This is a genomic window from Ruegeria sp. BH8, assembly GCF_056538065.1.
The window spans coordinates 38,459-51,848 of the sequence record NZ_JBQFSP010000010.1; the positions used below are offsets into that span (position 1 = coordinate 38,459).

Below are 13,390 nucleotides of genomic sequence, written 5' to 3' on the forward strand. Positions count from 1 at the left end.
CCTTCAGACTGGCGGGAACAGCACAAGTGTTTGCAGAGCGGTTCCTACAGGACCCTGCGTGTCGAAAAGCACGGACTGAGACATGCCGATGCCCGTAGGTTGCCAATGTGAAACCGAACGGGACGCCAGCCAATCTGACACCGGTTCGCGGTGGATATTCACGGTCAGATCGGTGTTCATGAACCCCATTTCCGACGTCGGAGCATTCCACGAGATTCCATTGCCGCAATCCGCCAACGGGCACAGTGCCTGAATGGGCGACTGATCTTCGCCGCTCAACAGCTTTGGGGTGCGCATCCAGACCGTTTTGGGTCCGGCCCCCTGTTTGCCGTCTTTGGGATAAAGGATGTCACTGTAGTGGGCAAACCCCTTCAAATCATGACGAATCTCGCCGATTGGAAAAGGACCTTCTACCGCGTCTTCCAACTGTGGCGCGCTGGTTTCGACGTTTGCCACCACGCCCAGATCGCGCCGCACCAGATGCATGGTGGTGGCCGTGGCGCAGAGTGTGTCATCCAGATCATGCACCGTAACCCGTGTGGTCGCCAGCGTCTTGGTATGGCGCGTGGTTTCTGCGGCAACCCGCAACCCGGCCAAGGGCAGAGGGCGCAACAGGTCAACTGTCAGGCGGGTCAGCATCTTTTCGGGGCCAACCTCAGTTTCCGCTGCCCGCACTATCAACCCGCTGACCGGCCCTGCGTGGCAATGATCGGCAGACCACGGACCGCGTGCAGGATCATGTCCTACAAACGCCCCATCCTCGCGCTGATGAAAATAGGTCTGATCCGTGAAGTCGAGCCCTGCCATCAGTCCCCTCTGGTCATTCGCTGCGTTGTGTGCCTCGGCTCACTCATACCGGTAACCGGTTGCGAAGTAACGTGGTTTCCCTTGCACGAGGTGAGTGGTATCTTCACGAAACTGTCCTTTTCGGGTTATGAAACCGGGCTGTACTTTTAGGCACGAGGATGGCTTAACAGACCTGATCCTGTCCACCGCTGTGACGGGACGTCACCACATCACATCCAAGTGGGGTCGCATATGGCGTTGTTGATTGAAACCGGGTTGTCGGACTGGATTGGGGATGAGGAAATCGCCACCTCACTACAAGCCTTAGCGCCCGGTGCAGACATCCGCACACCCGGAACGCTGGGCGACCCCAACGACATTACGATGCTTGCAGTGGTCAGCATGCAAAGCAATCACCCGGCGAAGTTGCCCAACCTGAAACTGGTTCAGAAGCTGGGGGCCGGGGTTGAGACCATAGTTGGCCATCCGGACCTGCCTCCGCATATCCGTGTAGCGCGATTGAAGCCAGACGCGCCTGCGCAGGGCATTGCCGAATGGTTTCTGGCCTATATTCTGCGCGCTCAGCGCCATATGGTTTTTCACGAGGCATCCCAGAGCCGCGCCGAATGGTTGCCGCGCGCACCTATCTTCACACCTGATACGGTTGTGGGCGTTCTGGGTCTGGGCCATATAGGGGCCCGCACTGCCCGCATGTTACATGCCGTCGGGTTTCAGGTCATGGGCTGGAGCCGCTCACCAAAGTCCATCGATGGTGTCACCTGCCTGCATGGGCAAGACGCGCTGCCTCGGCTATTGGGGCAATGTGATCACGTCTGTGCCATCCTTCCTTCGACGCCGCAAACCGCGGGTTTGTTTGACGCACAGACGCTGGCCGCGATGAAGCCGGGCAGTCAGTTGCTGAACGCCGGACGCGGAAACCTGATTGACGAGGCGGCGCTGATCGCGGCGCTGGATAACGGCTCACCGGGCCATGCCGTGTTGGACGTCACGTCACAGGAACCGCTGCCAAAAGACAGTCCCTTGTGGCGGCACCCTTCTGTGACGATCACACCGCATGTCTCGGGCTGGTATCTGGGGGACGCACTGTCGGATGTGGCTGAGAACTACCATAGGCTCAGGTCCGGCGATCCCCTGTTGCACGAAGTCAGTCGCGATCTGGGGTACTGATAACCAAGTCAGAGATCAGGGCGTCAGGATCCAGTTTCCGTTACCGTCATTGCACCGGCGGGTTCTGATCTCGCGGCTTTGATCGCTGCCTTCCGGCTGGATGACATGCTGAAGGCCGACGCAGTTGCCCTGAACGTTTTGCACCCGGATCGTTCCTTTTGAGCCGGTCTCGTCGTTTTGCCAGGACCGTTCCTGCCCTACGGAGGGCGTGCCATTGTTCAAAAGGGCATTCGAGGTTTCACTGACCACTTCAAAGTCTGCCGGGGACAGCCCCATCTCAGCTATGATTCGGGAGAGTGACTTGGCGCCGGCGGAACCGGTCATCAATAGGGCGCCACACGCGGCAATGACGGGTAAAAACTGGGCTTTCATTGTGGCCTCACAGAACTGAAATCATTTACGACCAAGGATATACCTCTGTTTCAGCAGGGCCAAGCCCCGGGGTGCCGACCTTCAAAATATCCCGAACAAACCTATCGCGTGTCAGGACCTAATAGCGCCGCGCCTTTGTCCCCATAGTGCCATTCAAACGATCCCGAGGCACACAAATGACCCATCCGACCTACTTCGCCCCGACCGGCGGCCACCCCGGCCAGAACCAGTTGCTGACCGACCGCGCCATGTTCACAGACGCGTATGCGGTCATTCCCAAAGGTACGATGCGCGACATTGTCACCAGCTATCTGCCGTTCTGGGAAGGAACACGCCTGTGGGTTCTTTCACGCCCGCTCAGCGGATTTGCCGAAACGTTCTCGCAATACATCATGGAAGTGCAGCCCGGCGGCGGCAGCGATCAGCCAGAGACAGACGCGCAAGCACAGGCAGTGCTTTTTGTCGTCGAAGGAACAGTCACTTTGACGCTGAACTCGGAAAACCATGTGTTGGAGACAGGCGGATACGCCTATATCCCCGCCGGCAGCGACTGGACATTGCGGAACACTGGCCAGACGGCAGCCCGGTTCCACTGGGTCCGCAAAGCCTATGAGTCCGTTCCCGGGTTGTCCGCGCCAGACCCGATCATCACCAACGAACGCGATGTGACGCCTGTCGAAATGCCGGGCACCGAAGGCCGATGGTCCACCACGCGGTTCGCAGACCCGCAGGACCTGCGCCATGACATGCATGTGAACATCGTCAATTTCGAACCAGGCGGGGTCATTCCCTTCGCCGAAACCCATGTGATGGAACACGGGCTTTATGTTCTGGAAGGGAAAGCGGTTTATCGCCTCAATCAGGACTGGGTCGAAGTTGAGGCCGGAGATTACATGTGGCTGCGCGCCTTTTGCCCGCAAGCCTGTTACGCAGGGGGGCCGGGCCGGTTCAGGTATCTGCTTTACAAGGACGTCAACCGGCATATGCCCCTGTCCCTGTCGCGCCGCTAAACGCTGGGCTGGCTGGGAATCGCAGTGATCTTTTGCCCCGGGGCTTCACACAAGGGTCGGAATTTGCTGAAATCCAGGTAACTTCTTGTTTTGAGCATTGGAGATTTGTCCATGAAACTGCGCCTTGCCCTGATAGCCGTTGCCACACTCTCTACCTCTGCAATCCTGCACACCGCACCCGCCATTGCGGGGGAAGAGACCAAATCCGTCTTCGTCATGAGCCGCAACTGGGCTGTGACACAGGTCGCAGACGAACCGGTCATTTATCGCGCCACACGCGACAACAACAACCTGAACCCGTTCGGCCCGCCCCCACGCCTTCGCACGACGCAAGCTATTACTGCCATTCAACAAGCGACGGGCTGCAAGGTGATCTTCAACAGCATGTACCAGAATATATCGGGTCAGTTCTTTTCTCAGGTCAGGTGCAAGTAAGCTGTTGCTGATCAGGCATTGAGATCGACCCGACGCCCTGCCATAGCTTGCGCATGAAACTCGCGATAAACGGATTCGGCCGCATTGGCCGCACGATCCTGCGGCAGGTTCTGGCCCTGCCCGAAGGGTCGGATATCGAGCTGGTGCTGATCAATGACATCGCGCCGCTGGAGACCTGTGCTTACCTGTTCAAATACGACAGCACCTTCGGCCCCTATCCCGGCGATGTGTCACAGGGCGATGCCGCGCTGATCGTAGACGGACGCTCTGTTCCTATGACGCACAGTGCCGATCTGACACGCGTTGATTTATCCGGCGTAGACGTGATGCTGGATTGTACCGGGGTCGCGCGCGCATCCGACGTGGCGCGTCGCGGATTGTCTGCGGGCGCCAGCAAGGTCCTGATCTCGGGTCCTTCGCCTGCGGCCGACTTAACCGTCGTTCTGGGGGCGAACGAGGATCAGTTGGGCAGCGCCCGGATCGTATCGAACGCCTCCTGCACAACGAATGGGCTGGCACCGCTGGTCAAAGTGCTGGACCACATTGGCGGTATTTTGTCGGGCCATATGACAACCATCCATTGCTATACCAACAGCCAACCCATGGTTGACGCCCCGCGCGGCGACCTTGCCCGGTCGCGGGCCGGTGCGCTGTCCATGGTTCCGACAACGTCCAGCGCCACACACCTGATCGACGTGGTCCTTCCACATCTGGCCGGGCGCATCTCGGGTGCCGCAGTTCGCGTCCCGACAGCCAGCGTTTCGGCGGTCGACCTCGTGGTCACGCTGGAACGCGGTATGCGGGCCGAGGATTTCGATCGTGCTTTGCGTCAGGCTGTTGTCGCGTCACCGGTTTTGGGTTGGACGGATATGCCGCTGGTCTCTTCCGATTTGCGGGCGCGCCCGGATTCGCTGGTCATTGCCGGGCCGGAAACCCGCATGGTCGGAGAAAATCAGGTGCGCGTTTTCGGCTGGTACGACAATGAATGGGGCTTTTCGGCTCGCATGCTGGACGTGGCCCGTCTGATGGCCGCGTCGTGACCGGACTAACCTTCGTACACAGCGTCGGGTCGGCAACTATGGTTTAGGCCCCGCGACAGGGTATTCTGTAACGCGAACCACCTTACTGATCCGTTCAATCATGAAATCCATGAACAGGCGTGCCTTTGGATCCTGATGGCGCCGATGCGTGTATAGGCAGGCCATCTGAACTGAAACAGGCGGAGTTTCCGTTGCAACCGGCACGAGGCGGCCGGATTTCAGATGCTCGGCCACCTCGAAAACCGGCTTCATTGCAATGCCTTGACCGGACAACGCCCAATCCGTCAGAACATCCCCATCATCACATTCGAACCGCCCGGACACGGCAAATCGTTTCGGGCCATCGGGTGTGACCAGCATCCACTGAAACTCGGTCGCACCCGGAAAGCGCAGATTCAGGCATTCATGCTTGTCGGCAATCAGGTCAGCCCCGGTCTTAGGCATACCGCGCCGCGCCACATAGTCTGGCGCAGTGCACAGTACACGCTGGCAGTCGGCAATCTTGCGAATACGCAACGTGCTGTCCTCGGGCTGGCCAATGAAAAACGCCAGATCCAGACCTTCCGTCGTCAGATCAACCGAGCGATCCGTCAGGCGCAACCGGACATCAATCTCGGGGTATTCCGCAAGAAACTCGGGCACATGTGGAGCCAGCAATCGCCTCCCCACCCCCAGTGGAGACGCCACGAACAACGACCCGCGCGGTGCCTCGGTCAGATGTGTGACCTGAGCCTCGGCCTCGTCCACCGCATCCAGAACCGCCACCGCACCGGGATAGAATGCCTTTCCCTGCTCTGTCGGGGACAGGTTGCGTGTGGTGCGCTGGAACAGACGTACACCCAGATGGTCCTCAAGCTGCGATATTCGCGCCGATGTCACCGCTGGCGAAATCCTAAGATCCCGCCCGGCCGCAGACATGCTGCCCAGATCGTAAACCCTGACAAAGGTTCGGATGTTGTCGAGATAGGACATTTTTTCGGTTTTTTTTGATACCCGTTGGCAATATACTGGGAATACCGAAGAACCGCCCGTTTGCCTAGTGAATTGCACTGGCCAAGACCAAAGGCCAGCCCGGACATTTGTTGCATACGGTTGACTATCGCCTGCAACGCGGCAATTCCAGTCTGCCAATCTAGATGCGCAATACGATGTGTCGGCACAAACCGGGACAATTTGACCAAAATTACCCGATCCCGCGTTTATCCCTTTTCCCAATAGCATTCAGATGTTCTAACCTGACACTATAAGACCGTCCGTGACACGGTAGCTGAGATTTGGAACTGGGACAATTGGGGCAATTCATGCAAGGGCGCACGCCGCAAGGCCGTTTGAAGTTCTGGCTGAGTGCCATTGTCATTTCACTGACCCCGACTGCTCTGATGGCGCTGGAAACCTCTCTGACGGCGCCGGGCGCTTCGAAGGAACTGGTTGAACGCCTGAAAAAGACATCATCGGTTACAACAGCGAAAGAGCGGGGCTTGGATACGCCACTTGAGATCCTGTCTGCCGCCTTGTCGGATTACCGCACGCTTGTACAGATCTTGTATGATGAAGGGTATTTCAGCCCGGTTGTCAGCATCAAGCTTGACGGGCAGGAAGCCGCTGAGTTGAGCTCTTTGACTGTGCCAACACAGATCAACAGGGCCGCAATTACCGTTGAAACCGGACCAAGCTTCAAATTCGGCACGGCCATTGTTCAGCCCCTGGCGTCCGGCACCGTTCTGCCCGAAGGTTTCGCCCCCGGCAAGTTGGCAACGACCGGAGCCATTCAAAAAGCAGGCTCGGACGGTGTGCAGGGGTGGCGGAATGCGGGCCATGCGAAAGCGAAAATTGAGGATCAGACCATCATCGCCCGCCACGCGCAGGCCCGTCTGGATGCGCAGATTGATCTGGACCCGGGGCGCAGGTTGACGTTTGGCAGAATGTTCATCAAGGGCGACACGGATGTGCGCCACCGGTCCATCGAAAAAATCGCCGGTTTCCCAAGCGGAGAAGTTTACTCACCAGAAAAAATCCAGAAGGTTGGAACACGTTTACGCCGCACCGGCACGTTCAACGTCGTGTCATTGCAGGAACATGAGACAGCAAACCCCGACGGCACACTGGATTTCGACGCCACATTCGAAGACTTGCCAAAGCGTCAGCTGACCTTTGGGCTCGAGCTGGCCTCGCGCGACGGCCTCGACGTGACCGCGACCTGGACACATCGAAACATGTTCAAACGCGCGGAACGCCTGCGGTTCGAGGCCGCGATACGAAATATCGGTGGTTCCGAAGATCTTGATGGGCGGATCGGATTGCGCCTGGATCAGCCCGATCGTCTGGGTCCGGACGACAATACTTTCTGGAACGCGTTGCTGGAGCGCCGCAACACCGAAAACTACAATGTCTCGGTTGCGTCTGTGGCATATGGTGCGCGCCGCACATTCTCGGACACGCTCTATGCCGAAGCCTCGGCTGGGTTACAGTGGTCAGATGCTGACGACGCCTATGGAAGTGGCCGCAAGTTCAGATACTTTATCCTGCCCTTCCGCTCGGAATGGGATGAGCGAGACAGCAAAGTTAGTGCCACACGCGGTTTCTATCTGGATTCTCAGATAATGCCGTTTGTCGGTTTTTCTGGCACAGACACTGGCATTCGCATGTTCTTCGACGGTCGGGCCTATACCAGCCTTGGCACGGGTGGAAGGATAGTGCTGGCGGGGCGGGCGCAAATTGGATCAATCATTGGTCCACCAGCAGATGGTGTCACACCCGATTTTCTGTTTTTTTCCGGTGGTGCGGGAACCGTGCGCGGGCAACCCTATGAAAGCCTTGGCATCCCTGTCGGGACCGGTGTCGCAGGCGGCAAGTCCTTTCTTGGACTTTCCGGCGAGATCCGGGGCAAGGTGACAGATTCTCTGTCGCTGGTTGGGTTTTACGACTACGGTGTCGTCGATACCTCTTCCTTTATTGGAAGTGGCGCGGAAGATCATGCAGGTGCCGGTATCGGCGTAAGATATGATTTGGGCGGCTTCGGACCCCTGCGGTTTGACCTGGCCTTCCCGGTAAGCGGCCCCACCGGAGACGGTTTGCAATTCTATATCGGGATCGGGCAAGCGTTTTGAGACGGCACCTTTCATACCCTCTGCTGATTGGCACGCTGATGCTTGTGCCAGTGGCCGGCCCCGCGCAGGAGGACGAAGGCGGCAGCATGATCGAGCGGTTCCTACAGGACACGCTGTCGGGCGACGATCAGAATGTCACCGTCAAAGGCCTGCAAGGCGCGCTGAGTTCACGCGCCACCATTGCCGAGATCACGGTGGCCGATGATGAAGGGGTCTGGCTGACCATTCGGGGAGCGGAACTGGATTGGAACCGGTTGGCGCTGATCCGCGGGCGGTTTTCGGTCAACGCGCTGACCGCACAGGAAATCGACGTGGCCCGTGCGCCGGGCACCACGACCAAGGACACGCCGTCCCCTTCTGCCGAGACCCAGGCTTTTCAACTGCCTGAACTGCCTGTGGCCATCGAAATCGGCGAAATCCGTATTGGCGAGCTGGCATTGGGCAAACCTTTGATCGGCGTTGCGGCGGAACTGGCCGTCAATGGCAACCTGTCGCTGGCCGACGGCACGCTGGACACCAAACTGGACATCACCCGACTGGATCGGGCCGGTGATGAAATCTCTTTGGCTGCGGGTTTTAGGAACACTGACAGCCAGATCGATCTTGACCTTCAGGTCACCGAAGCTGCGGGGGGTCTGATCTCGACCGCGCTAAAAATGCCGGACAGCCCTCCGATCGGATTGTCCGCGAAAGGGTCCGGGCCGGTGACGGATTTTACGGCCGATATTGGCCTGAGCAGTGATGGGCAGCCACGAGTGACCGGACAGGTTCGGTTGCGTTCGGCCCCAACAGCCGCGGCTAGCGCGGAGGAGGGCATCGCCTTTACCGCAGATCTGGGCGGTGACCTAACGCCCTTTGTCGCTGAGAATATGGATACGTTCTTCGGCCCCAAAACGCAGTTGATCGTGGAAGGACGGACCCTGCCTGAAGGCGCGTTGGATATCAGTGATCTGGAACTCAGTTCTCAGGCACTGAACCTGAAAGGGGCGTTGCAACTGGCGCCGGGCGGTCGGCTGCAACTGGCGGCCCTGCAAGGACGCATTACGCCACCAGAGGGGCAAAGCGTCGTCCTTCCGTTATCAGGTGGCGACACATCGATCGAAGCTGCGCAGGTCTCTGCGTTGTTTGATGAGAAAAACGGCAATCTCTGGGATCTAAGTCTGACCGCTAACGCCGTAAGATCCGACACCCTGAACCTGCAACGCGCGCAGATTACGGCGCAAGGGACCTTGGAACAGGGTGACGTTTTGCGGATCGACGGTGATTTGCAGGCTGCTTTGGACGGTATCGACCTGACTGACGATGCCCTGAACACCGCCGTTGGCGACCGCATTACGCTGGACGGTATGTTCCAATATGGCAGGGATCAGACCCTGAACCTGTCAGGGGTCGAGATGGTCGGCTCGGACTATGAACTGGGCGTTGATGCCGAGATCAGCGGCTTGTCCAGTGGTTTGGCCGTCAATGGTGCTGCGACGTTGCAGGCGACCGATCTGTCGCGCTTTTCGGGTCTGGCGCAGCTGGAACTGGGCGGTCAGGCCTCTGCCCGGCTCACCGGCCAGGGTTCGCCGCTTGAAGGCAGTTTCGATGGCAAGCTTGAGGTCGAAGGGCGCGATCTTTCCACAGGGCGCGACGACATTGACCCGGTGATAAGGGGCAACACAACAATCACGCTGGACGCCAAACGCGGAGCGGATGGCGTAACGATCCGGGATTTTACGCTGATCGGCGACGCTCTGCGCGCGCAGGCGGATGGCGCGGTTACCACCCCTGACGGCAACGTGACGATTGATGGGCAAGCAACAGTCAACGCGCAGGACCTTTCCGTGTTCTCGGGCCTCGCCAAACGTGAGCTTGGCGGTGCGGTACAGGCGAAACTGGACGGCAAAGGCACTGTTCAGACGCTCGAATTCGATGGCACAGCCAGCATGATGAGCCGGGATGTCAAAACGGGCCTACCCGAGATTGACCCGCTGCTGGTCGGCCGGACCGAGATCACGTTCGACGGCGCGCTGAGCCAGAAGCAGATTGAAATCCGCGACGCGGTGATCAAAGGTTCAGCCCTTGTGGCAAGCGCCGCAGCAACAATTGACGATCCGACGGATGCTTTGGCTGTGGACGGGCAGGTCAGTCTGAACATCCCGGACCTGTCACCCTTTTCAACTCTTGCCGGGCGAGATCTTGCAGGTTCGATTATCACGGATGTCGCAGGCAAAGGTACGGTTGGCAGCAAGGCCTTTGACGTAAAAGGCAACCTGGCTGCTGATGACATCAAATCCGGCATCAATGCGGTTGACAACCTGATCCAGGGGCGAACGAACCTGACGGTGGATGCGGTGAATGACGAGGCCGGTCTGAATATTCGCACATTCCAGCTGATCGGCACCGCCCTTTCTGCGGATGCATCCGGCAAACTGGACCGCGATGCTGGCGGACTGACCTTTACCGCTGCGCTGGATGATTTGGGGCGGCTGTCGAAAACACTCTCCGGGCCTCTGAAGCTGGACGGCAACGTCGCTCCGACACAATCCGGGCTGGAAGGGTCAGCTCATCTGCTGGGGCCAGAGAGTTCCTATGCCAAAGTGGCCGGTACGGTGGACACAAATGGATCCGCCGATCTGGACTTTGATGCCAAGTTCAACCGCATCGAAAGGTTTGTGCCAGAGTTTCCCGGCACCCTTACCGCTGCGGGCAATGCAAAGCGGGACAGTGGCGTTTGGACCATCGACGCCAAGGCGCAAGGTCCCGCAGACATCGTCAGCACGGTTGCAGGCACCTTTGATGAAACCAGCAGCAATGCAGATATTTCAGCGAAGGGTGGCGTAAACCTGGGGATAGCAAACGTCTTCATCACGCCTAACAAGATTGAAGGGTCCGCACGTTTTGATCTGGCCCTCAAAGGCCCGGCTGATCTGGCGTCCCTAAGCGGGTCGATTACCACCTCGGGAACATCCCTAGCACTTCCCGGCGCGGGTCAGACCATCACCGGGATCAACGGACAGGTGGATCTGGCGCAAAGCCGTGCAACCATCAAACTGAACGGCGGTGTGCGGGCCGGTGGTGGCTTTACCGTAAATGGACCTGTCGATCTGACGCCCCCGTTCAACGCGCAGATCACGACAACAATCGACAACCTCGTCCTGACCGATCGGCTTTTGTATGAGACGACTTTGAATGGCCAGATTGCCATGACCGGCGCCTTAGCCGGGAACAGTTCGCTGGCCGGGCAGATCACCTTTGGTGAGACCAATATCAACCTCGCTGCGGCTTCGGGGGCTGTAGGTGCCGCACCGATCCCTGAGATACAGCATGTCAACGAAAGCGGAGCCAGTTTCATCACGCGTGAGCGTGCAGGTCTGGTAGCCACCGAAGACAAGGGGCAACGCACGTCCAGAATAGCACTGGACGTCAACTTGCTGGCACCCAAAGCTGTGTTCGTACGGGGGCGCGGTGTAAATGCCGAATTGGGCGGCCGGATCTCCATTGGTGGTACGACGACCTCGGTGGTCCCGTCAGGTCAGATTGAATTGATCCGCGGTAATTTCGATATTCTGGGCCGCAGGCTGGCCCTGACCAAAGGCATCGTGACCCTACAAGGTGACTTGACGCCTTATATCGAGTTTGAATCCTCTGCCAGCACCTCGGACGGCACCGCGACCATCGAAATCGCAGGGCCACTGGATTCACCCGAGGTTAACGTGTTTTCCGATCCCGAGCGTCCGGCTGAAGAGGCGCTGGCGATGCTGCTCTTTGGGAACAGGTTCTCGGAAATCTCACCGTTCCTGATTGCGCAGATGGCCGCATCGCTGGCGCAGCTCAGCGGTGCTGGCGGGGATGCGACCAAGGGATTACGCGACTCTACCGGTGTTGATACGATTGATGTTGGTGCGTCAGAGGGTGGCGCGGGCCGACTGGGTGCCGGGGCCTATCTGGGTGAAAACCTCTACACCGACTTTACCGTCAATACCGAAGGCAATACCGAGGTGAACCTGAACCTTGATGTAACCGACAATTTCTCGGTCAAGGGCACGGTTGACGGTCGTGGCGAAACGGGCATCGGAGTGTTCTTTTCAAAGGACTATTAGAATCGCGTCCGAGCCCGGAAACTAATTTCGGCGAATTCCTATCGGTTGGCCGGTCTGCGAAGCCGGTTCCAGAGATTTGTGATCATCCACCATTTGCGCAAGACGCGCCGCTGCCCAATCCGGATAGGGTGTGGATCGCCCGGTGCTGTGGCTGACATTCATGAAAAGCGCCTCTTGCGTCGCGCAAATCTCGTCAGTTTCTGCCAAAAGCATCTGCGCGAAATAATGTCCTCTCTTGCTGTCAGCATCCAACATTCGGAACCTGAAATAAAACCATGAACTGTCTTTGACCTCCTGCACGAAATGCAGATGAGACTGCAGGATGTAAGGCCCCTGCCCCAACGCCTTGACCTGCACCTCGCCCAACCCGAGATGGTCAACCATCAGCTTTTCCAACGCCATGTCAAAGGCGACACCGTAAAACCCGACATTCATATGGCCGTTATAGTCGATCCATTCGGGCCGTACTTCAAAGCCGCGAATTTCCACAGGCGCGGCATACGGGCCATCATGCCCGCCAGGAGGTGTCGAAGTCGGCTGCATTTGGCCCCCTTTACTGTGCGTCTTCATCGTCAAGTATTGCCACGGCCCGGACAAATCCCGCAGAGGCCCCTATTATCTTGAAGGGGAAACAGGAAATCTCGAACCCGGTGGGCGGCAAATCTTCCAGATTGGTCAGCTTTTCCAAGTGGCAATACCCGATATCCATCGACGCGCGGTGTCCTTCCCAGATAATAGATGGATCTCGGGTCTCAGCGTATTCCTGAGCGGTGAGCGGAAACGGGGCATCCCAGCTCCAGGCGTCGGTGCCGGTGACACGCACGCCACGTTCCGTTAGATAAAGCGTCGCCTCGCGCCCCATTCCACATCCTTTGACCAGATAGTCCGGCGCGCCATAACGTGTCCCTGCCGCAGTGTTGACTACGACGATATCCAGCGGGCAAAGCTCGTGGCCGATGCGCTTCAATTCGGCTTCGACATCTGCCGCGGTAACGACATACCCATCCTCGAAGTGTCGAAAGTCCAGCTTGACGCCAGGGTTCATGCACCATTCCAACGGCACTTCGTCGATGGTTATCGCCCGTTCACCTTTGTTCATCGTGGAATGATGGTGATACGGCGCATCCAAATGCGTGCCGTTGTGAGTCGCGACCTGCAACCGTTCGATTGCCCATCCTTCACCGTTCGGCAAGTCTTGCCGTTCTAGGCCCGGAAAGAAAGACATGACCTGTTCTGCCGTCTGGTCATGGGTCAGATATTCGATTTGCGGCAACATGATTGGCGGGTCAGACACGATCCCGGTTTCCAACGGAACGGACAGATCGACGAAACGACGTGCCATAAAAAATTCCTCCACCATATTCCCA

The 13,390-nt window shown here is 58.2% G+C and carries 11 protein-coding genes; 6 read left to right on the top strand and 5 right to left on the bottom strand.

Annotation, left to right across the window (positions count from 1 at the left end; all coding sequences use genetic code 11):
* Nucleotides 1–3 precede the first annotated feature (3 nt).
* Entirely contained in the window at nucleotides 4–807 is an 804-nt protein-coding gene (locus ACR0AD_RS15530) for a thioesterase family protein (protein ID WP_480483993.1), read from the bottom strand.
* A 231-nt stretch (nucleotides 808–1,038) separates the two neighbouring features.
* Here ACR0AD_RS15530 and ACR0AD_RS15535 point away from each other — a divergent pair, with 231 nt between their 5' ends.
* Nucleotides 1,039–1,974 (top strand): 2-hydroxyacid dehydrogenase, encoded by a 936-nt coding sequence (locus tag ACR0AD_RS15535; protein WP_480488223.1) that lies wholly within the window; start codon nucleotides 1,039–1,041, stop codon nucleotides 1,972–1,974.
* 15 nt (nucleotides 1,975–1,989) lie between these two features.
* On the opposite strand, the gene ACR0AD_RS15540 is transcribed toward ACR0AD_RS15535, so the two are convergent.
* Entirely contained in the window at nucleotides 1,990–2,298 is a 309-nt protein-coding gene (locus ACR0AD_RS15540) for a hypothetical protein (protein ID WP_480488225.1), read from the bottom strand.
* Between the two features lie 224 nt (nucleotides 2,299–2,522).
* On the opposite strand from ACR0AD_RS15540, the gene ACR0AD_RS15545 reads away from it, so the two are divergent.
* The 3 genes from ACR0AD_RS15545 to ACR0AD_RS15555 all read left to right on the top strand — a co-directional run bounded on the left by ACR0AD_RS15545 (nucleotide 2,523) and on the right by ACR0AD_RS15555 (nucleotide 4,831).
* Complete coding sequence (locus tag ACR0AD_RS15545; protein ID WP_267366556.1) at nucleotides 2,523–3,356, top strand: bifunctional allantoicase/(S)-ureidoglycine aminohydrolase; 834 nt, start codon at nucleotides 2,523–2,525, stop codon at nucleotides 3,354–3,356.
* 111 nt (nucleotides 3,357–3,467) lie between these two features.
* Nucleotides 3,468–3,791 (top strand): hypothetical protein, encoded by a 324-nt coding sequence (locus ACR0AD_RS15550; RefSeq protein ID WP_480483996.1) that lies wholly within the window; start codon nucleotides 3,468–3,470, stop codon nucleotides 3,789–3,791.
* Nucleotides 3,792–3,844: 53 nt separating this feature from the next.
* Nucleotides 3,845–4,831: a type I glyceraldehyde-3-phosphate dehydrogenase gene (locus ACR0AD_RS15555; protein ID WP_480488227.1), complete on the top strand. Its 987-nt coding sequence runs from the start codon at nucleotides 3,845–3,847 to the stop codon at nucleotides 4,829–4,831.
* Nucleotides 4,832–4,867: 36 nt separating this feature from the next.
* Here ACR0AD_RS15555 and ACR0AD_RS15560 read toward each other — a convergent pair whose 3' ends face one another.
* On the bottom strand, nucleotides 4,868–5,803 hold the full coding sequence (locus tag ACR0AD_RS15560) for a LysR family transcriptional regulator (protein WP_209598213.1): 936 nt from the start codon (nucleotides 5,801–5,803) through the stop codon (nucleotides 4,868–4,870).
* 329 nt (nucleotides 5,804–6,132) lie between these two features.
* Between ACR0AD_RS15560 and ACR0AD_RS15565 the strand changes: the two genes are divergently transcribed.
* Nucleotides 6,133–7,938 (top strand): autotransporter assembly complex protein TamA, encoded by a 1,806-nt coding sequence (locus ACR0AD_RS15565; RefSeq protein WP_480483998.1) that lies wholly within the window; start codon nucleotides 6,133–6,135, stop codon nucleotides 7,936–7,938.
* Nucleotides 7,939–7,976: 38 nt separating this feature from the next.
* Nucleotides 7,977–12,023, top strand: a complete 4,047-nt coding sequence (locus ACR0AD_RS15570) for a translocation/assembly module TamB domain-containing protein (protein ID WP_480528954.1) — start codon at nucleotides 7,977–7,979, stop codon at nucleotides 12,021–12,023.
* Nucleotides 12,024–12,044: 21 nt separating this feature from the next.
* Here ACR0AD_RS15570 and ACR0AD_RS15575 read toward each other — a convergent pair whose 3' ends face one another.
* Together ACR0AD_RS15575 and ACR0AD_RS15580 are read right to left on the bottom strand one after the other, a co-directional pair.
* The gene (locus ACR0AD_RS15575; RefSeq protein WP_480488231.1) at nucleotides 12,045–12,566 is read right to left on the bottom strand and encodes a thioesterase family protein; all 522 of its coding nucleotides are present in this window, start codon (nucleotides 12,564–12,566) and stop codon (nucleotides 12,045–12,047) included.
* Between the two features lie 10 nt (nucleotides 12,567–12,576).
* Nucleotides 12,577–13,365, bottom strand: coding sequence for a cyclase family protein (locus ACR0AD_RS15580; RefSeq protein WP_480488233.1), 789 nt, complete (start codon nucleotides 13,363–13,365; stop codon nucleotides 12,577–12,579).
* Nucleotides 13,366–13,390: the final 25 nt, after the last annotated feature.